The 23360-nt window shown below is 69.9% G+C and carries 22 protein-coding genes; 9 read left to right on the top strand and 13 right to left on the bottom strand.

Annotated elements, in window-relative coordinates; all coding sequences use genetic code 11:
- Positions 1-31: 31 nt before the first annotated feature.
- A complete protein-coding gene (locus tag ACFX43_RS19490; RefSeq protein ID WP_369797015.1) occupies positions 32-106 on the bottom strand; it encodes a 50S ribosomal protein bL37 in 75 nt (24 codons plus the stop codon).
- Positions 107-288: 182 nt separating this feature from the next.
- Complete coding sequence (locus ACFX43_RS19485) at positions 289-1128, bottom strand: DUF2785 domain-containing protein (RefSeq protein WP_160027663.1); 840 nt, start codon at positions 1126-1128, stop codon at positions 289-291.
- An 83-nt stretch (positions 1129-1211) separates the two neighbouring features.
- Between ACFX43_RS19485 and ACFX43_RS19480 the strand changes: the two genes are divergently transcribed.
- The gene (locus tag ACFX43_RS19480) at positions 1212-2702 is read left to right on the top strand and encodes a sensor histidine kinase (RefSeq protein WP_378832812.1); all 1491 of its coding nucleotides are present in this window, start codon (positions 1212-1214) and stop codon (positions 2700-2702) included.
- Positions 2703-2738: 36 nt separating this feature from the next.
- On the opposite strand, the gene ACFX43_RS19475 is transcribed toward ACFX43_RS19480, so the two are convergent.
- Entirely contained in the window at positions 2739-2993 is a 255-nt protein-coding gene (locus ACFX43_RS19475) for a WhiB family transcriptional regulator (protein ID WP_008362075.1), read from the bottom strand.
- Between the two features lie 305 nt (positions 2994-3298).
- On the opposite strand from ACFX43_RS19475, the gene ACFX43_RS19470 reads away from it, so the two are divergent.
- On the top strand, positions 3299-3670 hold the full coding sequence (locus ACFX43_RS19470; protein ID WP_378832798.1) for a hypothetical protein: 372 nt from the start codon (positions 3299-3301) through the stop codon (positions 3668-3670).
- A 1-nt stretch (position 3671) separates the two neighbouring features.
- Here the strand turns inward: ACFX43_RS19470 and ACFX43_RS19465 are convergent, their stop codons facing one another.
- The 4 genes from ACFX43_RS19465 to ACFX43_RS19450 all read right to left on the bottom strand — a co-directional run bounded on the left by ACFX43_RS19465 (position 3672) and on the right by ACFX43_RS19450 (position 6024).
- The gene (locus ACFX43_RS19465; protein ID WP_355019181.1) at positions 3672-4421 is read right to left on the bottom strand and encodes a SigB/SigF/SigG family RNA polymerase sigma factor; all 750 of its coding nucleotides are present in this window, start codon (positions 4419-4421) and stop codon (positions 3672-3674) included.
- A gap of 49 nt (positions 4422-4470) precedes the next feature.
- Positions 4471-4851, bottom strand: coding sequence for an anti-sigma factor (locus ACFX43_RS19460; RefSeq protein WP_141803066.1), 381 nt, complete (start codon positions 4849-4851; stop codon positions 4471-4473).
- 199 nt (positions 4852-5050) lie between these two features.
- A complete protein-coding gene (gene sodN, locus ACFX43_RS19455) occupies positions 5051-5446 on the bottom strand; it encodes a superoxide dismutase, Ni (RefSeq protein ID WP_378832785.1) in 396 nt (131 codons plus the stop codon).
- A 47-nt stretch (positions 5447-5493) separates the two neighbouring features.
- Positions 5494-6024, bottom strand: coding sequence for a flavin reductase family protein (locus tag ACFX43_RS19450; RefSeq protein WP_378832781.1), 531 nt, complete (start codon positions 6022-6024; stop codon positions 5494-5496).
- A 310-nt stretch (positions 6025-6334) separates the two neighbouring features.
- Here ACFX43_RS19450 and ACFX43_RS19445 point away from each other — a divergent pair, with 310 nt between their 5' ends.
- The 5 genes from ACFX43_RS19445 (at position 6335) to ACFX43_RS19425 (ending at position 11046) form a co-directional block, all read left to right on the top strand.
- Positions 6335-7345 carry a TerC family protein gene (locus ACFX43_RS19445; RefSeq protein ID WP_378832774.1) on the top strand — a complete coding sequence of 337 codons (1011 nt, stop codon included), beginning with the start codon at positions 6335-6337 and terminating at the stop codon, positions 7343-7345.
- 97 nt (positions 7346-7442) lie between these two features.
- On the top strand, positions 7443-8609 hold the full coding sequence (locus tag ACFX43_RS19440; RefSeq protein ID WP_378832767.1) for a sensor histidine kinase: 1167 nt from the start codon (positions 7443-7445) through the stop codon (positions 8607-8609).
- The gene (locus ACFX43_RS19435; RefSeq protein WP_378832759.1) at positions 8606-9325 is read left to right on the top strand and encodes a response regulator; all 720 of its coding nucleotides are present in this window, start codon (positions 8606-8608) and stop codon (positions 9323-9325) included. The genes ACFX43_RS19440 and ACFX43_RS19435 overlap by 4 nt, the downstream gene beginning before the upstream one ends.
- Before the next feature lie 75 nt (positions 9326-9400).
- Positions 9401-10036 (top strand): DUF2867 domain-containing protein, encoded by a 636-nt coding sequence (locus ACFX43_RS19430; RefSeq protein WP_378832753.1) that lies wholly within the window; start codon positions 9401-9403, stop codon positions 10034-10036.
- Positions 10033-11046, top strand: coding sequence for a hypothetical protein (locus tag ACFX43_RS19425; protein ID WP_378832750.1), 1014 nt, complete (start codon positions 10033-10035; stop codon positions 11044-11046). The genes ACFX43_RS19430 and ACFX43_RS19425 overlap by 4 nt, the downstream gene beginning before the upstream one ends.
- A gap of 54 nt (positions 11047-11100) precedes the next feature.
- On the opposite strand, the gene ACFX43_RS19420 is transcribed toward ACFX43_RS19425, so the two are convergent.
- The 5 genes from ACFX43_RS19420 to ACFX43_RS19400 all read right to left on the bottom strand — a co-directional run bounded on the left by ACFX43_RS19420 (position 11101) and on the right by ACFX43_RS19400 (position 15583).
- On the bottom strand, positions 11101-11427 hold the full coding sequence (locus ACFX43_RS19420; RefSeq protein ID WP_378832745.1) for a putative quinol monooxygenase: 327 nt from the start codon (positions 11425-11427) through the stop codon (positions 11101-11103).
- 45 nt (positions 11428-11472) lie between these two features.
- Entirely contained in the window at positions 11473-11952 is a 480-nt protein-coding gene (locus ACFX43_RS19415) for a DUF1097 domain-containing protein (RefSeq protein WP_378832740.1), read from the bottom strand.
- Positions 11953-11964: 12 nt separating this feature from the next.
- Positions 11965-12999: an NAD(P)-dependent alcohol dehydrogenase gene (locus ACFX43_RS19410; RefSeq protein ID WP_378832736.1), complete on the bottom strand. Its 1035-nt coding sequence runs from the start codon at positions 12997-12999 to the stop codon at positions 11965-11967.
- Positions 12996-13292: a hypothetical protein gene (locus tag ACFX43_RS19405; protein WP_378832732.1), complete on the bottom strand. Its 297-nt coding sequence runs from the start codon at positions 13290-13292 to the stop codon at positions 12996-12998. Before ACFX43_RS19405 ends, ACFX43_RS19410 begins: the two co-directional genes overlap by 4 nt.
- Before the next feature lie 146 nt (positions 13293-13438).
- Positions 13439-15583, bottom strand: a complete 2145-nt coding sequence (locus tag ACFX43_RS19400) for a LuxR C-terminal-related transcriptional regulator (RefSeq protein WP_378832726.1) — start codon at positions 15581-15583, stop codon at positions 13439-13441.
- A gap of 324 nt (positions 15584-15907) precedes the next feature.
- Between ACFX43_RS19400 and ACFX43_RS19395 the strand changes: the two genes are divergently transcribed.
- On the top strand, positions 15908-16345 hold the full coding sequence (locus ACFX43_RS19395) for a hypothetical protein (RefSeq protein WP_378832722.1): 438 nt from the start codon (positions 15908-15910) through the stop codon (positions 16343-16345).
- 170 nt (positions 16346-16515) lie between these two features.
- Positions 16516-17751: a hypothetical protein gene (locus ACFX43_RS19390; protein ID WP_378832715.1), complete on the top strand. Its 1236-nt coding sequence runs from the start codon at positions 16516-16518 to the stop codon at positions 17749-17751.
- Between the two features lie 22 nt (positions 17752-17773).
- On the opposite strand, the gene ACFX43_RS19385 is transcribed toward ACFX43_RS19390, so the two are convergent.
- On the bottom strand, positions 17774-23299 hold the full coding sequence (locus tag ACFX43_RS19385; RefSeq protein WP_378832708.1) for a carboxyl transferase domain-containing protein: 5526 nt from the start codon (positions 23297-23299) through the stop codon (positions 17774-17776).
- Positions 23300-23360: the final 61 nt, after the last annotated feature.

Here is a 23360-nt window from a genome sequence, read left to right as displayed (position 1 = left end):
TGACAGCTCTGACCCTTAAGAGGGACAGCGGTCAGGCGTTGGGGCGCTTGCCGTGGTTCGCGCCCTTCTTGCGGCGCGCGCGGCGCTTGCGGCCAGTCTTGCCCATGATGATCTCCTCCATTGGGGTACGTAGACCCCGAGGGGCCTCGGGACAGTCTCTCAAACCCAGGTGCGGGAGGGCGAATCTCGACCCGCAGTCACGTCCTCGCAGGCTCGGACGTGCGCTCGCTCGATCTCGTCTGCGTCTCGTCTCCGCTCGTGCCTCGCGGTGACGATGTCGCTTGAGATTCAGGTCAGGTAGGTGGCGTTCGACTTCTTCAGGGCCGCGACGACGACCAGCAGCAGGTCGCCGCGGATCTGCGGGATGTCGTTGCTGAGCGCGAGCTGGATGTAGAGGGCCCGCAGGAACGCCTCGGCGTTGCCGGTGAGCAGGAACGGGTCGCGGTCGGGCGTCTCCGGGGTGGCGGTGGCGACGGTGACGATCCGGTTGATCCACGGCTCCATGATGTTGAGCGGGACCAGGTTGCGGCGCAGCACGGACATCGTGGCCGCCGCCAGCCGGTCGGGCTCGCCGTGAGCGTAGATGGTGTCTCCTCGGGCCAGCACTCGGTCGGCGACCACGTCGAGGATCACCGTCAGCTCGGGCTTGCCGAGGTGCTCGGAGGCGGCCAGGGTGCCGAGCGCGTCGGCACCGCGGGCGACCGCGTGGGCCCAGCCACGCTCGGGGACGAAGGCACGCAGGTCGCGCTCGCGCAGCAGCCAGGTGGCGATCCGGTCGCCCCACTCCAGCACCTTCTCCGCGCGCACCAGCGAGCGCGCGTTGTCGCGGGCGATGCACTGGGCCAGGGCCTCGACCGAGGAGGCCCGGCGGAAGACGCCGTTGTTGCCGGAGTCGCCGAGACCGACCACGAGGCCGGCCGCCATGCCGTCGCCCAGACCCCCGAGCAGGTCGTCGTAGACACCGCGCTGGATCCACGTCGACAGGGCCGGCACGGCCAGCCCGCTGCGTACGTCCGGGTCCGGGTCGCCGAGCATCCGGGTGAGCTCGATGGTGAGGTCGCCCAGCGGCCGGTCGGTGGGTACGGCGAGACCGGTTGAGTGAACCTCCCGCCAGTACGCCTCCGACATGGGGAACATCCTGCCAAACCCGGCCACGCGCCGACCACCGACCCGCGCAATGCCCTACCAAGGTCTACATCTACGCTGTCCGCGTGCCCACCCTGAGTGAGCTCGCCCAGAGCCACACCGAACTCGACAGCGATGATGTCGAGTGGCTTCAGTTGCTCATGGCCGACTGGCAGATCCTGGCCGACCTCTCCTTCGCCGACCTGGTGCTGTGGCTTCCGGACAAGTCCGGGAACGGCTTCTGGGCGGCCGGTCAGATGCGTCCCACGACCGGTCCCACGGCCTATGTGGACGACATCGTGGGCATGTTCGTGCCGAAGGGGCGCCACGCCACCCTGGACGACGCCGTCGACGCCGGCCGGCTCGTCCGTGAGGGTGACCCGGAGTGGCGCGACGACCTCCCGGTGCGGGTCGAGACCATCCCCGTACGCCGCGCCGGCCGCATCATCGCGGTGCTGAGCCGCAACACCAACCTGCTCGGCGTACGCACGCCCTCGAAGCTCGAGCTGTCCTACCTGCAGACCGCCGCAGACCTGACCCAGATGGTCGCCAACGGCTACTTCCCGGCGGTGGGCCAGCGCAGCGACCACACCGACACTCCTCGGGTGGGAGACGGGTTCGTGCGGGTGGACGCCGACGGCGTCGTCGACTACGCCAGCCCCAACGCGCTCTCCGTCTTCCGCCGGCTGGGGCTCTCCGGCGACCTCGCCGGCCAGTCCCTGGCTGGGATGACCCGCGCCCTGGTGCCGCCGCGCAAGCGCCCCGACGAGGAGACGCTGAGCGCTGTCCTCGGCGGTCGGGCGCACCGCGACACCGAGATCGACACCGGGGTGATGGCGATCATCATGCGTTCGATCCCGCTGCGGCCACGTGGCGAGGCGATCGGTGCGCTGGTGCTGCTGCGTGATGTCACCGATCTGCGCCGACGCGATCGTGAGCTCGTCACCAAGGACGCGACGATCCGCGAGATCCACCATCGAGTGAAGAACAACCTACAAACCGTGGCCGCGCTGCTCCGGATGCAGTCGCGCCGGGTCGACTCCGGTGTCGCACAAGATGCGCTGAACGAGGCCGTACGGCGTGTCGGATCCATCGCACTGGTGCACGAGATCCTCTCGCAGCAGGCCGTCGAGGAGACCGTCGAGTTCGACGAGATCGCCGACCGGCTCGCCTCCATGGTCGGAGAGGTCACCTCGGTCGGCGTCGCCGTGCGCGTGCGCCGGGAGGGTTCGTTCGGGTCGCTGCCCTCGGAGGTGGCCACGCCGATGGCGATGATCGTCACCGAGCTGCTGCAGAACGCAGTCGAGCACGGCTACCGCGGCAACGGTCCAGGTGATCCCGAGACCGGCAAGATCGTGATGTCCGTACGACAGCAACCCGCCGGGCATCTCCAGGTGACCATCGAGGACGACGGTCATGGACTACCCGACGGGTTCAGTCTCGACACATCGACAAACTTGGGGTTGTCGATCGTGAAGACTCTCGTCGAAGGCGAACTCGGGGGTCGGCTCTCGTTGGGGCCCCGGCCTGATGGCCATGGGGCGAGAGCTGCGGTCGAGCTGCCGTTGGAGCTCTAGGTGGATCGCTAGGGGTTGATGGCCTCTAGGGCTTGGTCAGACGGCGGTGCGGACACGGGAGCGGGCGTTGCGGCGCTTCAGCGCACGACGCTCGTCCTCGCTCAGTCCACCCCACACGCCGTGGTCCTGACCGGCCTCAAGAGCCCACTGAAGACACTGCTCCCGGACGTCGCAACGCCGGCAGACCTGCTTGGCTTCCTCGATCTGGAGGATGGCCGGACCGGTGTTTCCGATGGGGAAGAACAGTTCCGGGTCTTCATCGAGACAAGCCGAACGGTGGCGCCAATCCATGGCTGGGTAGACCCTCTTTCTGACGTAGGATGGGCAAGGCCCTGGTGGTTCGAGACCCTGCGAGTCGGCACGTGGCGGGGATGTGTGAATGTCTTCACGTGCGTGCTGGTCTCTAGAGTTCCAAGAAATGGACGCCGAAACAACCCCTAACCAGTGTCTGGTTCGTCACCGGACCGTAACACTCAGTCTTCCTGGGGCTAGACAATTCGGTAACGCGGTGAGTTACCCGCAAAACCGGTGGTGTATGCTCTCGTCGCTTTCACGCCCGTGAGGCCCAGTGTACGGACATGGCCTAGGCTGCTGAAGTGACCGCGCCGCATCGCCCCTGGACTCTCTTGCTGACCGTGATCGCCGCAGGCGTCGAGACCGCGGCGATGCTGTTCTGGGGAGCGCTGGAGTTCGTACGCATCCCCGACGCCGCCTCGCTCACGACCGCGATCGCGGGCGGCCTGTTCTTCCTGCTCTGCGCGGCGGGCATCGGCTGGTGCGCCTTCATGTTCTGGCGACTGGAGTCGTGGGCGCGCGCGCCGCTGGTGCTCGTCCAGCTGATCGTGCTCGGTCTGGCCTGGAACCTGCGTGAGGACCTCGCGCTCGCGGGCGGACTGGCCCTGGTCGCGGTCGTCGCCCTCGTCGGCATCTTCGCGCCGCCGAGCATCGCGGCGCTCGAGGAGCGCTGAGCTAGTCCTCCTCCAGCGCCTTGCGGAGCTGGAGGAGCGAGCGGTTGAGCAACCGGGATACCTGCATCTGGGAGACTCCGAGCTCGGCGGCGATCTCGGTCTGGGTCTTGTTGCGGAAGAACTTCAGCATCAGCACCTGCTTCTCGTGTGCGGAGAGGCTGTCGAGCACGGGCTTGATCGACTCCCGCACCTCGACGTCGTCCAGGCGCAGGTCGTGGGCGGTCAGCGAGTCGAGCATCGGCGCGGTCTCGTCGCTCTCGGAGTCGAGGGACAGCGCTGCGTACGCATTGCTGGACTCCAGACCCTCGACGACGGTCTCGAGGCTGACCCCGAGCCGGGTGGCGAGGTCGCGGGCCGTGGGGGAGCGGCCGAGCTCCTGGGAGAGCTCGGCGGTGGCGTCGCGGAGGTTCTGCTGCAGGTCGCGAAGGCGGCGCGGCACGCTGACGGCCCACCGGCTGTCACGGAAGTAGCGCTTGATCTCGCCGAGGATCGTGGGTACTGCGTACGTCGAGAACTCCACGTCACGGGAGAGGTCGTAGCGGTCCACGGCGTTGAGGAGGCCCACGACGCCGACCTGGACGAGGTCCTCGTGCGGCTCGCCGCGGCCGTAGAACTGGGAGGCGCAGTATTCGACCAGCGCCATGTTGAGGTGGACCAGCTCGTCGCGAGCGGCGGTCCGTTCCGCGTCGGGCAGGTCCGGCCCGGCTAGGGCTCTGAAGAGCTCGCGGGAGCGCGCGCGGGCGTCATCCACCTCGCTGGTGCTCCTGGACCTCGACGACCGAATCGTCTCCTGCGCCATGTCAGCGCGCGGCTCCAAGCGGGGTCGCTCCCGCGACCAGGGAAATCCTGAGCTGATCACCGTCGGGGGTGGCGGTGACCTCCCTGGCCAGCGTGGTGAGCACCTGCCAGGCGAAGCTCTCCTCGTCGATCTCGGCCTCGGCGTCGCAGGTCGTGGTCACGGTGACCCCGATGGTGTCCTCGCCCAGGTCGAAGACGACGTCCAGGTCAGCGGCCTCCGCAGCGCACTCCAGGCAGATCGCCGCCGCCTCGCTGACCGCCATCCGCAGGTCCTCGATGTCCTCGAGTGTGAAGTCGAGGCGCGCGGCGAGTGCGGCGGTGGTCGTACGCAGCACGGAGACGTAAGCGCCTTCTGCGGGAAGGCGCAGCTCGACCTGGGGCATCTGGGTTTGTCAGTCCTTCTGTGGGAGTCCCGACGATTATGCAACGAGACCGGCCTCGCCGCGCTGTTAACGCACCACAGCCGCTCCGTGAACGGAGCGGCTGTGACGTACGGGCTGTGTCGAGAGGGGCTCAGGCCTTCTTGCCTTCAGATCCCGGCTGACGCAGTGATCTGGCTTCTCGCAAGTCGGCCTTCGTTCCTCAGGCCTTCTTGGTCGCCCAGAAGATCTCGGCGATCTCGTCGATCTTGGCGAGCAGCTTGTCGGCGACCTCGAGGTCGAGGGTGCCCTTGGTGCCGGAGGCGCCGGCGAGCTTGGTGGCCTCGTTGACGAGGGTGTGGAGCTGGGGGTAGGCCTCGAAGTGCGGGGGCTTGAAGTAGTCGGTCCACAGCACCCAGAGGTGTTCCTTGACCAGGTTGGAGCGCTGCTCCTTGATCACGATGGCGCGGGTGCGGAAGTCGGGGTCGTCGCTGTCCAGGGCCTTGGCGATGACGGCCTTGACGGACTCGGCCTCGATGCGGGCCTGGGCGGGGTCGTAGACGCCGCAGGGCAGGTCGCAGTGGGCCGAGACCTCGATCGTGGGAGCGAACAGACGCATGATGGTTCCTCTCGGTGGTGTGGTGGAGCGGCCGTCGGGGTCGACGGTCAGGAAGCCTTCTCGGGCAGGATGCGGCCGAGCGGGAGGGTGCTGACGGAGGGGCCGAGCGACCAGTAGTTCCGGTCGTGGTGCAGGAGCGGGTCGGCGGACTCGCCGAGGCTGACCGTGTCGACCTCGAGCAGCACCAGCCACGCCTCGCCGGCGGGGATGACGCGGGCCACGCGTCCGTAGAAGCTGGTCGCGGCGTCGTCCAGGACCGGCGGCTCCCCGTGCGGGAGCGTCCAGCCCTGTGCGACCGTGAATCGCGGCGCGGTCCGGTCGGCGAAGGCTGCGGCCACGTGGGCCTGGGACTCGGTCAGGACGTGCACCGCGAGACGGTCGCTCCCGGTGAGTGCCGGCCCGGACCGCCCGGACCGGGAGACCGAGAACGACAGCATCGGCGGGTTCGCGCTGACCGAGGCCACGCTCGACACGGTCGCCCCGACGGGTCCCGTCTCGGTCGAGGCGGCGACGATGGCCACGCCGGTGGGATATCGACGGAAGCCGGCCTTGAACTGGTCGGTGAGTGTGTCGCTCACACCCCCTCCTCTCTCTGTTGGCAGTGACGCTAAAACATCAAGTCCGGTTGAGGTCCAGCCATCCACGCTGTGATCGCCGACTCATCTGGTTGTCCGCGGCTGGGATCATGTGGAGTGGCGAGGGTGTGACTTGTTAGACTGGTTGCGCGCTTGTCATACAACTCGGGTGGGTGTGCCGCCGTACGCCGATTCCGGTTCTGTCGCCGATGCCGTCGATGGACGCCGCGCCCGCTACGACTTCGAAGGTTTGACCTCGGTCGCCTAACCTTCCCAAAGAACCGCTCTGCCTCACGATCTAAGGAGTCCCTTCGTGGACGTCTCCCCTCTCATCTGGTGGTTGACCATCGGCATCGCCAGCGCCGTGCTGCTCTTCGATGTGCTCGTCATCGGCCGGCGTCCGCACGAGCCTTCGCGTCGGGAGCTGATCGTCGCGCTGAGCGTCTACATCGGCCTGGCGATCCTGTTCGGCATCGGTGTCTTCGTGTTCTCCGGCCCGAAGTACGGCACGGAGTTCTTCGCGGGCTGGCTGACGGAGTACTCGCTGTCGGTCGACAACCTGTTCATCTTCATCATCATCATGTCGAAGTTCGCGGTGCCGAGGCAGTTCCAGCAGAAGGCGCTGCTGATCGGCATCATCTTGGCGCTGGTCTTCCGCGGCATCTTCATCGCCGTGGGCGCGGCGGCGATCGAGAACTTCAGCTGGGTCTTCTACCTGTTCGGCGCGTTCCTGATCTACACCGCGGTCAAGCTGGCCATGGAGGGCGGCGAGGACGAGGACGAGTACGAGGAGCCCGCCGTGGTGAAGTTCCTCGAACGCCACATCCCGCTCACCTCGAGCTGGGACAGCGCCAAGTTGTTCATCCGTGAGAACGGCAAGCGGATCGCGACCCCGATGTTCGTGGTGATCTGTGCCCTCGGCACCACCGACCTGCTGTTCGCGCTCGACTCGATCCCGGCGATCTACGGTCTGACCAACGAGGCCTACCTGGTCCTGACCGCCAACATCTTCGCGCTGATGGGTCTGCGTCAGCTCTACTTCCTCATCGGTGGTCTGCTGGAGCGGCTCGTCTACCTGTCCTACGGTCTGGCGATCCTGCTCGGGTTCATCGGTCTCAAGCTCGTCTTCCACGCGCTCCACGAGAACGAGCTGCCGTTCATCAACGGTGGCCACCACGTCGAGTGGGCCCCGGAGGTCTCCATCGAGGTCTCCCTCAGCGTGATCGTCGGCATCCTGGCGATCACCACCATCTTGAGCCTGCTGAAGTCGCGCAGCATGACCGAGAAGGAGCGCGACGACGCCACCGGTCCGCGCAGCATGTGACGCTTCGTCGACAGTCCCGCTGAGCCGGGACAACCCGCAGGCCCTCTCCGATCGGAGAGGGCCTGCGGGCGTTCTCGGGCAGCACTAGGGTGAGCCCATGACCGTGGCAGCCGCTCCCGGACCCCGCTGGCTCGGGGACGCCGGCCAGGTCGCGTTGGCCGCGGCGTTGGCGCTGGTGCTGCTGCCGGTCGGGTGGGCCTCGGTCGTCGACGGCGAGGTCAGCACGGCGTGGGAGATCGCGCTCCTGGTCGCGCTGGTGGCGCTTCACGCCGCCGTGGCCACCGCCCGGCGCTGGCCGTTGCCGTCGTACGCCGTCGGGGCACTGGCCGAGCTGGTGCTCGTGGCCGCGCCGGATCTGAGCGGGCCGACGGCCGAGGCGGCGGGAAGCGCCTACGGCCCGGTGCTGTTGCCCAGCAGCCTGTGCTTCTTCGTGCTGCTCTACGCCGTGAGTGCGCAGGACCGGCGACCGTGGCCGGGGATCGTGCTCGGCATCGGGCTGGTGGGATGCCTGCTGACCGTCGTACGTCTGTCACGGTTCGACGGCACCGGTCTGCAGGGGTGGACGTGGTGGCTGATGGTGGCCACCGCGACGGTGGCGGCCACGGTGGCGGCATGGGCGCTCGGCAGGTTCCGGGCGACCCGGGCCGCGTGGATCGACCAGCTCGCCGACCGCGCCGCCGCCGAGGAGCGCCAGCGCATCGCGCGCGAGATGCACGACGTGGTCGCGCACTCGCTCGCGGTCGTGGTCAGCCATGCCGAGGCCGGCCGGATGGTCGTCGGGCAGCAGCCGGAACGCGCCTCGGGCATCCTCGACACCATCGCGACCACGGGGCGGGAGGCGCTCATGGAGATGCGCGGGCTGCTCGGCGTTCTCGGCGGCGAGTCCTCGACCGAGCCGCAACCGGGGCTGGCCGACATCGACGACCTCGTCGAGCGGATGCGTGCGGCAGGGCTGACGGTCCGGCTCGAGGCGGACGAGCCCGGTCCGGTCGCGCCTGCCGTCGGGCTGACCGCCTACCGCGTCGTGCAGGAGGCGCTCACCAACGTCACCCGCCACGCAGGCTCGCGAGCCGTCGCGACGGTGTCGGTGACCCGCACCGCACGCCACCTCACGATCGAGGTCAGCGACGACGGCGTGGGAATCCAGCGCCCGCCCGGCCGCGGTCTGCGCGGGATGCACGAACGGGTGGCGGCGGTGGGCGGGACCCTCGAGGCCGGGCCGAGCGACGAGGGCTGGCGCGTGCGCGCCATGATGCCGCTATGAGCGAGCGTCAGCGAGCGACCATCGGCAACGTGAGCGAGCCGGAGACCCCAGAGACCCCGATCCGTGTCGCGATCGTCGACGACCAGGAGCTGATGCGCTCGGCGCTCCGGATGATGGTGGAGAGCCAGCCGGACCTCGAGCTCGCCGGGGAGGCGGCCGACGGTCACGAGGCGCTCGCCCTGGTGCGTACGAAGCGGGTCGACGTCGTCCTCATGGACCTGCGGATGCCCCGCCTCGACGGGATCCAGGCGACGGCCGCGATCACCGCGGAGCAGCCGGGCACGCGGGTGGTCGCGCTGACGACGTTCGATCTCGACGACTACGCGTTCCCGGCGATCCGGGCCGGGGCCAGCGGGTTCCTGCTCAAGGACGCCCGGGCCGAGGAGATCGTGGCCGCGATCCGCACCGTCCACGCAGGTCAAGCGGTGGTTGCGCCGTCGACGACGCGCCGTCTGCTGGAGCATGTGGCGACCGTGCCGGCCCCTGACAGCGGTCGGGTCGCCGACATCCGGGCAACCCTCACACCGCGTGAGCTCGACATGCTCCTCGAGCTCGCCACCGGCGACAGCAACGCCGAGATCGCCCGCCGCGTCCACCTCTCCGAGGCGACGGTGAAGACCCATGTCGGCCACGTGCTCGCCAAGCTCGGACTGCGCGACCGGGTGCAGGCGGTCGTGCTGGCGTACGAGACGGGGCTGGTCGGTCCCCGGAGCTGAGTCTCATCCCAGAGGTTGAGAGGCCCGCGACCTGAGGGCGACGAACCGCCGGCGCGCGCGGACCAGTGTGGAGACATGACCACACACGCACCCATCAGACTCAGCCCGATCCGGACGGGCCCGATACCGTCGGGCGCCTACTCCTGCCAGTCCTGGCGCATCCACGAGATCACCCACGACTTCGAGCTCGAGGACGTCTGGGCCCTCCCGGTCCAGGGCGGACCCGACGACTTCCGCGCCTTCGTCGAGGCGATGATGAGCAGCGACGACCGCGACTTCCCGGCGGCGTACCGCCTCCTCTTCGCGGTCCGCTGGGCGCTCGGCCGGATGCTCGGCGCCGACGAGGACGAGCACGGCCTCGGCCGCCGCGTCGCCCCGCTGCGCGACCGGCTGCCGGATGACCTCCGTGACCACCCCGCGCCGGCGCGCGACGACAGCCCGTTCCAGCCGCTCTACCTGACCGATCGGGAGTACGCCGCAGAGATCGCCAACCGCACGATGCACGGTGTCCTGCACCTCGGCTGGGTCGAGGACGAGAGCTCGCCCGACGGGTACAGCGCGCAGATGAGCGTGCTGGTGCGGCCCAACGGGATGCTCGGAGACGCCTACATGAGGTTCATCAAGCCGTTCCGCTACCTCGTCGTCTACCCGGCGCTGCTGCGCACGGTCGGCCGGCGCTGGGAGACCGCTCAGGGGGTGACGACCCGATGAGCACCACGATGGAACGTACGCACCCACGATCGTCCGTACGCCGCGCCGCGCCCTGGCTGGCCGGTGCCTGGGCGCTCGCCTTCGGTGCGCTGTCCGGGCTCGCGCTCCTGGGCCGGATCCCCGACCCGTGGGCGCCCGAGGCGGCCTCGCCGCTCGGCGGCCTCAGTGGCACCCAGATGTCTTGGATGGTGACCCTCGCCGCGCTCCTGGTGCTTGCTGCCGGGGTGATGGGAGCTGTCGGCCGGGGGCCGATCGCGCAGCGGCGTGCCGGCTGGCTGCTGGTCGTGGTCGGTCTCGTGGTCGCGCTGGTCGTCTCCGACGTACGCGCGCTGTCGTTCCTCGGCTATCTGCCGCAGACGCTGCTCGCGCTCGTCGGCCTCGGACCGGCCGCGGGACACCTGAGCTGGGACGTCACGCTCGACTCGGGCACGGCCCTCGCGCACGCGGTCGGCGGACTGGCCACCGTGGTCGCCGGGGTCGGCCTGCTGGAGCGGGCCGAACCGGACGGCCGGATCGACTGGGGCCGCTGGGCGCGCTGGGGGCGCCCGGCAGTCGCGGTCGCGGTCGTCGTACCTCTCCTCTACGCCGTCACCCGGCTCGCCTGGGCGGTGGGCCTGCCGCTCGGGGTCAGGCAGGAGATGCTGGACGAGCTCGGCTCGGGGAGGTGGGCCGGCCTCGGCCTGGCGCTCTTCGCGGTCGTCGGGGCCCTGCTGACCTGGGGGTTGTCGGCCCGTTGGGGCGAGGTCTTCTGGTCGTGGGTGCCCCGGGTGGGCGGCCGTCCGGTCCCGGTCGGGATGGCCCTGGTGCCCGGCATCCTGGTCGCCGCCGCCGTCACCTCCGCCGGGCTGTCCTTCTGGCGGATGGTGTTCGCCGGCGACCTGTGGACGGTCCCCGGTGCCACCTCGGACTGGGCGGCTTGGGCCCCGGAGATGCTGTGGCCGCTGTGGGGCGTCGCGCTCGCCGTCGCCTGCCTCGCCTACCTGGGAAGGCGAACTGCGGCCCGCGGATGACGTACGGATCCCGCTTGACCTGGAATCACCCCAGGTCAAGCGGGATCGATGGGTTCAGCCGGTGACCGCGAGCTCGCCGAGCTCGGACCACTCCTGTCCCGGGACGTTGGTGTTGACGATCCGCGGCGTCTCGGCGAGATGGCGCGGGAGGTCGGCCTGGGCCTGCTTGAAATGGGCTGAGGTGACGTGGGCGGCGCCGGCGTCGTCGTCGGCGAAGGCCTCGAGCAGGAAGTACTCGTTCGGGTCGTCGAGGCTGCGAGCCCAGTCGAACCAGAGGTTGCCGGGCTCGGCCCGGGTGGCCTCGGTGAACTCGCCGGAGATGGCCGGCCAGTCCTCGGCGTACTCCGGCTTGATGCGGAAGCGGGCGGCGATGAAGATCATCGGGTTCTCCTTCGTCTGGATGGGATCGATATCGTGCGGCGGCGATCAGGGCTGGGCGGCGCGGACCGGCTGCCCGGGTCGTTCGACCGCTGCCTGGATCCGGCGCCCGGCGATGTCCGAGAGCCACCCGAGCCCGGCCCCGACCACCAGCGCGATCAGCGTGCCGCTGAGGTCGAACGAGGTGCCGAAGATGACTGCCGTGCCGGCGAAGGCGCCGGGGATGAAGGACAGCAGGGCGACCGCCGCCTGCAGGCACAGGATGAACGCGACGACCGTGACCACCAGGGCCACCGCGCCGGTGAAGGTGGCGTACGTCAGCACCAGGCTCGCTCCGTACCCCCACAGTGCGCCGGCGAGGTTGGCCGCGAGACCTTTCTGGAAGCCTTCACGTCCACCTCCTGCGGCGAAGTAGCAGGCCCAGGCGACGAACCCGACCCAGGTGATGAGCGCGAGCTCGATGCTCACCTGGGTCCAGATGCCCGCGAGCACGCCGACCGAGATGCCGATTCCGAGGAGCTTCTTCATGTCGTCGCCTCCTCAGGGGACCAGGATCGCGCGGCCGCGGACGCGGCCGGCGTCGAGGTCGGAGATGGCGGACTGGAAGTCGTCGAGGGCGTACTTCTGGGTGTGCAGCGTGACGGCCCCGCGGGCGGCGAGCGCCATCAGGTCGCACAGGTCGTTGTAGGACCCGACCAGGTTGCCGATGAAGTTGATCTCGGCCGAGATGATGTCGATGGTCGGCACATCGATGTTCTCGCCGTAGCCGACGACGTGGTAGTCGCCCGCCTGGCGAAGCATCCGGACACCTTCCGCGGTCGCACCGCCCTCGCCGACGAAGTCGACGAGGACCTCGGCGCCGGCACCGGAGGTCAGCTCCAGCACCTGATCGACCTGGGTGCCCTCGGCGACGACGCCGTGGTCGGCGCCGATGTCGAGGGCGAGCTTCACCGCGTCGGGGTTGCGGTCCACGACGATCAGCTCGGCCGGGCTGAGGGCCTTGAGGACCTGGATGCCGATGTGGCCGAGTCCGCCGGCACCGATGACCACGCACTTGTCGCGCGGGGTCAGCCGCCGGGCCGCCTTGGCGGCCGCGTGGTAGGCGGTCAGGCCGGCGTCGGCCAGGGCGGCCACATCAGCCGGCTCCAGGGAGTCGTCGATCTTCACCACCGAGCGCGCGGACGTCTTAAGGTACTCCGCGTAGCCGCCGTTGGTGTCGATGCCGGGGAACTGGTTGAGCTCGCAGTGCACGTCGTCGCCCGAGCGGCAGGCGCGGCACAGGCCGCAGGTGATCAGCGGGTGCAGGATCACCTTGTCGCCCTCGGCGACGTTGGTGACGGCGTCACCGACCGCATGCACCCACCCGGCGTTCTCGTGGCCGATCGTGTAGGGCAGCGTGACGCCGGACTTCTCCTCCCACTGTCCCTCCAGGATGTGCAGGTCTGTGCGGCACACGCCGGCGCCGCCGATCCTGACGACGACGTCGAACGGGCCGGTCGGCTCGGGGGCCGGGACCTCGGACATCGCCAGCGGCTGGTGGTAGCCGACCACCTGGACAGCTCGCATGGTGCTCATGATGATGCTCCTTCTCGATGCAGGTCGGTCAGGGGTACGAAGGCGGGCGAGGTGACCTCCTCGCCGTAGCGCGTCGCCAGCAGGCCACGGCAGAAGTGCGCGTTCCCGTCGATCGAGATCCGGGTCGAACGCGCCCTCCGCAACGCCAGCGGGATGTCGCCGGGTCGCTCGTTGTCGTGGTCGACCAGGACGTACGCCTCCGGCAGGTCGGGCAGCCCGAGGACCGCCCGGCGTCGCCGGAGCGAGGCGGTGAAGTCGTCGTCGGGCAGGTCCTCGAGACGGACCTCGCCCACGGCGTCCTCGGCCAGTTCCGGCTGCCCCCGCAACAGTCGGGTCAGGCAGCGCTCGAGCGCCGCCGTGTGAGCCTTGCGATGGAACGTGGTCCGCAGCTCGNCCCCCCGGCGACCCTTTCCCCCGCGAAAGGACCGCCAGTGGAAGGCTAGGAGCCGAGGAGCCCGATCGAGATCACCTGCCGGACCGCATCACTCCGCGATGTGACGCCCAGCTTCCGGTAGATCGAGGCGACCTGCGAGCTGACGGTGTTGCGGGAGACGAACAGTCGCTCGCCGATCTCGCCGATGGTGAGGTGGGTCTGGAGGTAGGGCAGCAGGCGCAGCTCGGCCGGGCTCAGGGGCGGCCTTCCAGCGGTGGTGCGTTCTGAGGAGTTGATCCTGGCACGCAGCCTCGCGGCCTGGTCGACCAGCACCCCGAGATCCGGTCGGCGCTGCAGCACGTCGTCGATCTCGCGCAGCAGGTGCCGGGCGGACGTCTGGTCGCCGCGTGCCCAGAACACCTTGGCCAGCTGGAGGCGGCTACGCACGGCCAGGTACGGCAGCACGTACGTGCAGGACGGACGCGCACGCATGGCCCGCGTCAGCTGCCGGTCCACCTCACCGAGATTCCCGTCGTGCAACCCGAGCCGGGCAGCGGCCGCGAACGCGAGGACGCTCATCGCGTAGTCGTACATCCGGTGCTTCTCGACGACGGCGAGGGCGACGGCGACCCGCTCCGCCGCCTCGTCCCATCTTCCGTGCTCCATCGCCAACAGCGCGAGCTCGGCCTGAGCGTTGACGATGGTGTCGGTGTTGCCGAGCTCGGCTCCGGCGGTGGAGCTCTCGGCGAACAGCGCGGCGGCCCTTTCGACGTCCCCCAAGAGCAGATGCGCCTCGGCAGCCTCGGCCAGGGCCGTGTCGCGCCAGGGGCTCCACGGCGGTTCCTGGACCATGGCGAGGTCGGCATCACGCATCATCGCCGCGGGTCCCGCCGGGCACATCGCGGCCCGCAACATGGCGCGCGCCGACTCGAACGATGCGGTGCCGTCCATCGGCACCCAGTCGTACTCCGCAGCCTCTGCCACGGCAGCCCAGCGCTGCGCCCCGAGGGGGTCGCCACCCAGGACGTCCATCCAGGCGGCCAGCACGGCCAACGGAGGGTGTTCCTCGATGGCCGAGTCACCGAGCACGGACAGCCACCGCCTAGCGGTCGACATCTGCCCGGCGCTGTAGGTCGGCAGCACCAGCTGCGTCGCGATCTGGACGCACCGATCACGCTCGGGCGTGTTCAGCAGGTGCTCGAGGGCCACCGCCGAAGACTCGTTGGCCTCGAACCAGTCGGCGGCCCGCAGGTGCAGCTTCGCGACGACCTCGGGTTCGACCCGACGCAGCTCTCCGAGCAGGAACTCTCGATACAGCGGGTGATAGCGGTACCACTTCCGCCGCCGGTCGAGCGGGAGCAGGAACGAGTTGGATCCCTCGAGCGCGAGAAGCCGATCCTGACCGTCGGTATCCCCCGACAGCGCATCGCAGAGGGAGCCACAGAGCCGGTCGAGCACAGCGGTACGCCGCAGGAACCGTTGCGTCGCCTCGTCCTGCTGGCTCAGCGACTCCCGGTACAAGTAGTCGGCCACGTACCGGTCGTCGCCGGAGATGCTCGACACGTCCTGCCTCGTGTCCCTGGCGATCATCGCCGCCAGGTGCAGGCCGGCCGCCCAACCCTCCGTCCGTTCGGTCACCACCGTCGCCTGCTCACGCGTGAGCGGCACCTGTGCCGCGGTGAAGATCTGCTCGGCACCCGTCACGTCCAGCGCCAGGTCGGGTCCCAGCACGTCGAGGACCGCGCCGGTGGCGCGCAGCCGAGCCAGGTGCGGCTGCTCGACCCGGCTCGCCGACACCAGCTGGGAGCCGATCGGGACACCGGAGATGACCACGCTCAACACATCGTGGCAGGCCGAGGAGTGCAGCTCATGCAGGTCATCCACCATCAGCACGAAAGGTTCCGGACTTCGGCTGAGGGCGGCGGCCAGGCGCGGTGCGGCGCGTCCCAGCGGAGAGACGCCCAGACCGCTCACGTCGGCGACCACGCCCTGCTGATCCGGCACGGCCCGCGCGTACGCCGAGGCGAGCAGCACGAGGAGGGCGCTGGAGTCGTCGTCCTGGCGGTCGAGTGACACCCAACCGACCGGGCGGTCCTCGGCCTGTGCCCACTGCGCCAGGAGTGTGGACTTGCCGTAGCCGGCGGGCGCGGTGATTCCGACCGACGGTGCGCCGCTGCTCCGGGCCGCCTCGATCAGAGGGGCCCTGCTCACCAGTCTGAGCGGCAGCTCGGGAACCGAAAGCTTGACGTCCAGCAGAACTTCGTCGAGCCCGGCAGCCGTTCGCGCGGCTTCGCCAGCGTCTTCCACCATTCGCACGCTAGAGATCCGGGCAGCCCGACGTCTCATCCCTGACGGATGACTTGTCGGTGGACCCGGCGCGGTCCCGGCCACCTTCTCAGTCCTGCGGCCCCCACCTTTCACACAATGAGAATGATTCGCCGACAGGTCCTGGCGACCAGATTGAGATCGTCCGTTCATTTCACGACCCGACATCGAGTCCCTCGTGGTCGGCGGCAACCCAAGGAGCGTCCCGTCATGACCGAACAGACCCCATTGAACGATGAGACCACCTGGCAGGCGCAGGAACCGCCGCCCAGTGGCTGGGCGACCGGCTTCATCATGTTCGCCGGCGTGATGATGATCATGGCCGGCAGCTTCCAGGCCTTCGCCGGCCTGGTCGCCATCTTCGAGAACGAGTTCTACGTCACGACCCCCAACTATCTGCTCCAGCTCGACGCCACCAGCTGGGGCTGGATCCACCTGCTGCTGGGACTGCTCGTGGTGCTCGCGGGCTTCGCTGTGCTCAACGGCATGGTCTGGGGTCGCATCATCGGAGTCGCCCTGGCCGTACTGAGTGCCTTCGCCAACTTCGCGTTCATCCCCTACTCGCCGTTCTGGTCGACGCTGATCATCGCCGTCGACATCTTCGTCATCTGGGCGCTGACGGTGCACGGGCGCGACATCACCCGCTGACCTGGCCACCGGTTTCGTCCGCTTCGGGTGAGGTCTCAGACCGACCCGCCAGACAACCTGGGGACTTGCCTGGTTCGAAGCCACTCGCAAGACCACCGAAGGGGTGCCAAGTCATGTCGAACGACGCGTCCAGTGCAGCACGCGAACCCCGAGAACCCACCGACGACCCCATGACCACCGCCGCCGACCGACCTTCACGTGGCCGCTCGATCGCGGCGGTGATCTGCCTGGTACTGGCCGGGTTGTTGACCACGCCGGCCGCGGTTGCCTACTGGGGGCAGCGCACATTGAACGACGCCGAGCGGTACGTCGAGACCGTCGGCCCTCTGATCGAGTCCCCCGAGGTGCAGGACGTGATCGCGACCCGGGTCACCGGGGCGATCCAGCAGCAGGTCGACATCGAGGCGATGCTCAACACCGTGTTCGCCGGCGTGATCGACGACAAGCCGCGCCTGCAGCAGCTCGTGGCGCCTCTCGCCGCTGCCATCAACGGTCTGGTGGAGCGCGAGGTCCGCGCGTTCATCGCCTCCGACGAGTTCGCCGACATCTGGGTCCTGGTCAACACCAGAGCCCAGCAGACCCTCCAGCGAATCCTGAACGGCGACGACTCCGGTGCCGTTTCGCTCCAGGGCGAAGAGGTGGTGCTCGAGGTCGACGAGGTCATCGAACGGGTCAAGGAGCGACTCGTCGCCCGGGGTCTGACCATCGTCGAGAACCTGCCCATCCCCGAGACCGACCGTCAGATCGTGCTGATGGAGGCACCCCAGCTCAGGCAGGTGCGCACGATCTACGCGTTCTCGAACCCGGTGGCCCAGTGGCTCCTTCCCGTGGTCGGGGTCCTGTTCCTGGCCGCCTTGGTGCTGGCCCGGCGCCGGCCACGGATGGCGGTGTGGATCGGGGCGATCGTGGCTGCCAACGCTCTACTGCTGGCGTGGGCGCTGTCCATCGGGCAGCAGATGTTCATCAACGCGCTCGCCGGCACCGATTTCGGGCCGGCGAGCAGGGTCTTCTTCGACACCCTGCTCGCCTACCTCGACCGCGGCCAGCAGGTGGTCCTGTGGCTCGGTCTGGTGATCGTGCTCGCTGGCTGGTTCGCCGGTTCCAACAGGTACGGCACCACCGCGCGTACGACCATCGGCGGGGGTCTCGAGAGCGTCGGCGCTCGCCTGGGGGATGGCCCCGTCGGAGGAGCGGGCCGCTGGGTCGCCGCCAACGTGACCTGGCTGCGAGTCGCCGTGGTGGTGTTGGGCGGCGTGGTCCTGCTCTGGGGCAACGACGTCACGATGGACCGACTCTGGTGGTCCCTGGCTCTGGTGCTCGGCCTGCTGGTCGTTCTCCAGGTTCTGGTCGGAGCCGGCCGGCCCAGGGAGCCAACCGCCTCCCTGGGCTCCAGCCCGGTTACCTAGGGCACGTGGTGACCTCGAACGGTCACCCGTTGCCCCACGCCCGCTCGATGACGTCGATCACCTTGGGCCGCAGGTCGCTGGCCGCGATCACCTCGTCGACCGAGCCGACCTCGACGGCGCGGTGGATGTCGTGCACGTCGTCGAACTCGGCCGCGACCTCGGCGATCTTGTCCGCCCGCAGCTGGGCGCGGAGCTCGGCCAGCTCGACGACGAGCTCGCCGCGCTCCCCGTCCTCGGCGTGGTCGATGCGCTCCTCGAGCGCGGCGACCCGCGGGTCCGCCGCCGCCCGCTTGGAGACCTCCGCAGCGAACACGACGGCCGCCGCAGGAGCACCACCGAGCACCGAGGCGTACGAGCCCTCGATGGCGAGCACCGTCATCGACGGGTTCAGGTGCTTGGAGAACACCACGAACGCACCCCCGTGGTAGCGGGAGATGACGCAGAAGACGATCGGGCCCTGGAAGTTGACGACCGCGCGGCCGATCTCGGCGCCGTACTCGAGCTGCAGGTTGCGCATCGACTCCGGGGAGCCGTCGAAGCCGGACAGGTTGGCGAGCACCACCAGCGGTCGGTTGCCCGATGCCGCGTTGATCGCGCGCGCGACCTTCTTCGACGACCGCGGGAACAGGGTGCCCGCGGTGTAGGTGTCCGGACCGTCGGTGGGAGGGAAGCCGGCGCGCGGCACCGGCTTGGACTCGATGCCGACCAGGCTGACCGGGTAGCCGCCGATCCTGGTGTCGACGACCACGGCGGTGTCGGCATCGGCCATGCCGGCCCACCGCTCGAGCATCTCGTGGTCGGCGTCGGCCAGCGCCCGCATCACCGTGCGGATGTCGAAGGGTCGCTTGCGGTCGGGGTTGTGCTCGGCCGAGAAGATCTCGCCGACCGTGGCGAAGTCACCCGCGTGCGGGAACGACGACACGTCGCGGTCGGTCGGGTCGGCCGTCGGCGCGCGGCGCGGCCCGGTCTCGCCGGGGACCACGTAGCTGTGCTCGTAGTGCGCCATGAGCACCCGGAAGGCGCCGGCCAGGTCGGGCACCCAGTACTGCGCCTGCCCGTTCGGGCCCATCACCCGGTCGTAGCCGCCGATGCCGTGGTTGTCCTCGGCGGACACACCGCCGGAGAAGTCGAGCGACTGCTTGCCGGTCAGCACCATCGCGCTGTCCGGGGTCATCACCAGGATGCCCTTGGTGTGCATCAGCATCGTCGCTTCGGCGTTCCAGTACGGCTGGGCGCCGACGTTGATCCCGGCGACGACGATGTTGATCTCGCCGCCGTCCTGGGTGAACTGGACGATCCGGCGCAGCGCGGCCGCGACCCAGTCCATGTTCTCGGTGCCGCTCTCCATCGAGATCCGCGCACCGGCCGACACCGCGAACCACTCGACCGGAATCTCCATCCGCTCGGCGAGGTCGATGGCCGCGATCACCCGGGCGCACTCGGGCTCCGAGAGCGCCCCGAGCGACTTGAGCGGGTCACCGCAGAGCACGACGCGGCTGATGCCGTCAGGGTAGAGAGTGCTCGGCGTGGTCACGACGGCGACGATGATGCCGGCGCTGTTGAGTCCAGGAGCACGATCGACGGGTACGAGTACGCCGTCGGCGTCGAGGTCGTGCTCGACGACCGTGCCGCTCCCGGCCAGGGCGCGCTGGAGCTCGTAGGGGTAGACGAGGCCACGGCGTCGGGCGCGCAGCACCTTGGCGGCGTACTCGTCCATCGGGGCGAGCGGTTCGGTGGGCGGTTCGATGACGTCGGCCACCACACCAGCACCTGGCTTGGCGTGGAAGCGGATGGCCAGCGGGGTCGGGGCGTCGCCGTCCCGTCCGGCCACACGGCCCTGCGCGAGCACCTCCTCGATCCCGGCGCCCTCGCTGAGCGGTGTGATCTTGCTCTGCAGCGCGGTGATCTGGTCGAGGTCCGCCTCGACGACCGGCCACACCGTCACCCACACGTGGTTGACGTCGAGCTTGGTGCCCTCGCGGCCTCGGGCGGTGCGTACGCGGCGGATCGCCTCGAGGCAGTTCTCCACGGCACGCTCGACGTGCGGCAGCGCGATCACGCGGCCCTCGTCGTCGCGGACCACGGCGAGCTGGCGGGCCTGGGCGGCCGCGACGAGCCGGCGGTCGGCCGGGTTGGCCCGGGCGACGCACTCGTAGAGAAGGACGTCGTCGGGTGCAGCGAGCCGGGTGACGTCGAACTCGCTGAGGCGCCACAGGTTGAGCCTGCGACCGACCATCGGGTGCATGCCCCGGACCAGTGTGTCCTCGACCAGCTCGGCTGTCGGGATGTGAGGGGCGCCGTCTGCGTGGTGGCGGTAGGTGAAGTAGTCGATCGGCTGTGGCGCGGCATGGCAGACCGCGACCGAGACGCGGCGGGCGCGGCGGGCGAACTCCTGCCCGGCGAGCATCTTGGCGATCTCGGTCGAGGCGAGGTCCGGATCGGTGGGCGCGTCGGTCCAGCGCAGGTAGATCTCGACGACGTCGTCGTGGTCTGAGCTGAGCGCCGAGGTGATGGCGGCACCGAGCGGGCCGTCGGGCTGGGCGAGCTCCGTGACGTCGCCGATGGTGGACACCACGCGGGTCGCGCCCTTCTCGTCCGTGGCGTACTCGGCGTGCGCGACCGGGCGTCCGCCGTCATCGTCCGTGCCGGTGCCGGTGACGGTCAGGTCGTGCAGGTGGTAGTCGCGGTAGTGGCGCCGGATCAGCACCTCCAACAGCGGCTCGGTCTCGGGAAGTCCCTCGATCAGCCGGTCCCGGAGGAAGCCGACCAGCGGCTCGGGGACAGCCGCCAGCGCGTCGATCCGGGCGGCCCGGTCCGGGGCGTCCGGGTCGGTGAGGGCGGCGACCTCGGCCGGCACACCCTCCAGCACCGCGCGGCGCTCGTCGTCGACCAGCGGCTGGTCGAACCAGCCGAACCGCACCGAGCGGGCCAGGTCGCCGACCACGGCGAACCGGAGCTGCGTGGCGCGCACGATCCGCTCAAGCAGCGCGCGGACCGCGGCGGCGTCCTCCGTCGCCGGCGGCGGGTCGCCGAGCCAGCGCTGCAGCACCCCGATCGCGACGTCGACGTCGGAGGGATGCTGCTGGGCGAGGAAGATGCGGAACACGGCACGCTCGAGCTCCGGCGTACGTTCGAGGTCGGAGACCCCGTAGTGCGCGAGCACCCGCAGCAGCTTGTCGCGGAAGTGGTCCGGGAGCGCGCCCCGGTCGGGGTCGAGGCTGCGCAGGTAGGTGTGGAAGTACTCCCGCGAGCTGTGCACGCGCAGCTCGGTGGACGGCTCGTCACCGGCCGGGCGGTTGCGGCTGAGCTCGGCGAAGTCGGTGAACAGGGTCAGCAGGTCCATCTCGGTGCGGAGGGTGTCCGCGGGCGCGCCGGTGGAGCGAGAGGCCAGATGGGCGGCGAGCAACGCCGGGCGCTGGTCCTCCTCGACGTCGTAGCCGAGCAGCAGGCTGCTCAGGTCGTCCAGCGCACCGTTGCTGCGGCCGGGCTCGGTGGTGGGCACGGGCAGATCGAGGTCGGCCAGGGTGGCGGTTGTCGCCTCGCCCTCGGCCTCGCCGGTCGGCTCGAGGCGCAGCAGCGGCGCCGCGGTCTCTACCTGACTCCCGACCCGGACCAGCAGCTCCTTGACCCGGCCGGTGAACGGCGCGGTCAGCGCGGTCTCCATCTTCATCGACTCGAGCACCAGCACGGGGTGACCGGCTGCCACCTCGTCGCCGACGGCGAGCGGGGTGGACACGACGAGCGCCGGCGCGGGCGCGCGGACCATGCCGCCCTCGTCGCGGCTGACCCGGTGCATCACGTCGTCGACCTCGACCAGATGGACGGGGCCGTGGGTGGCGGTCACCAGCCGGTAGCGGTGGCCGTCGACGGTGAGCCGGCCGTGCACCTCGTCGATCCGGTCGAGGGTGGCGGTGAGGGTGCGCCGCTCGCCGCCGGCCGTGATGGTGACCTGGTAGCGGGCGGGTCCGGACTGCCGCACGGTCAGGGCGTACGTCGCCCCGCGTAGCTTGAGCTCGATGGTGCGGGCAGGGTCGTGCTGGATCTGGGGGCGGCCGCCCTGGGCGGTCTGGAGCATGCGGGCGATCTCGCCGCGCTCGGCCTCGTCGTACCCCTCGATCGCGGCGGCGACGAGCGCGACGCCGGCGTGCCGGGCCGCCTGGAGCCGTCCCTCGCCGCGCACCCGGTCGATCCACCCGGTGTCGGCCCAGGCCGGGCTGCCGGTGGTGACCTCGGGCTGGTCGAGGAGGTCGAGGATGAAGCTCTTGTTGGTCGCGCCGCCGTCGATGATGACGGTGGTCTCCCCCATCGCCCGGCGCAGTCGCGCCAGGGCCTGCTCACGGTCGGCGCCCCAGGCGATCACCTTGGCGATCATCGAGTCGAAGTCGGCCGGGATGGTGTCGCCCTCGGCCACGCCGGTGTCGACCCGGATGCCGGGGCCGGCGGGGAACTCGAGGCGGCTGATCCGGCCCGGAGCGGGCGCGAAGTCGCGGTCCGGGTCCTCGGCGTTGAGCCGGGCCTCCACCGCATGGCCGCGCTCGACCGGCCGGTCGCCGGTGAGCGGTACGCCGGAAGCGACCTGGATCTGCAGCGCGACCAGGTCGGTGCCGGTCACGGCCTCGGTGATGGGGTGCTCGACCTGGAGGCGGGTGTTGACCTCGAGGAAGGCGAACGTCTTCTCGCCCGGGTGGTAGAGGAACTCGACGGTGCCGGCTCCGGCGTAGCCCACCGCAGTGGCGAGCCGCTCGGCGGACGCCTTGAGCTCGGCGGCCTGGGCCTCGCTCAGCAGCGGGGAGGACGACTCCTCGATCACCTTCTGGTTGCGCCGCTGCACGGAGCAGTCGCGTACGCCGATCGCCCAGGAGGTGCCCTGACCGTCGGCGATGACCTGGACCTCGACATGGCGGGCATCGGTGACCAGCTTCTCGAGGAAGACGACGCCGCTGCCGAACGCCCGCTCCGCCTCGTCCCGGGTTCGCTGGTACGCCTCGGCGAGCTCGGCACCGGAGGTGACCTTCCGGATGCCGCGGCCGCCGCCACCGGCGGTGGCCTTGAGCATGAGCGGGTAGCCGATCTCCTCGGCGCTGGCCAGTGCCGACTCGAGGTCGTCGACGCCGCCGCGACTCCAGGGAGCGACCGGGACGCCGACCTCCTCGGCGATCAGCTTCGAGCCGATCTTGTCGCCCAGCTTCCGCATCGCCTCGGCGCTGGGGCCGATGAAGGTGACGCCCAGCCGGTCGCAGAGCTCGGCGAAGGCGGGATCCTCGGCGACGAAGCCCCAGCCGACCCAGGCGGCATCCGCCCGGGAGGCGACCAGCGCCTGCTCGAGCACGGCGAGATCGAGGTAGGGGCGATCCGCGGCGGCGCCGAGCAAGTAGGCCTCGTCGGCCTCGCGTACGAACGCCGACCCGGCGTCGACGTCGGTGTGCAGCGCGATGGTGCGGATCGTCCCTTCGGACGTATCCCGCGCGTTGAGGTCGCGGACGGCATGGATCAGACGCATCGCGGCTTCGCCGCGGTTGACGATGGCTATTCGAGAGACCTGTGGCACGGTGCAGACCCTTTCATCTGGCGTCGCTCCTGTGACCGCTCGACTCCGACAGGCTTCGCCG

Source organism: Nocardioides sp. YIM B13467, assembly GCF_042788075.1.
Lineage (GTDB): Bacteria > Actinomycetota > Actinomycetes > Propionibacteriales > Nocardioidaceae > Nocardioides.
This window is presented reverse-complemented; position numbering and strand designations above follow the sequence as displayed.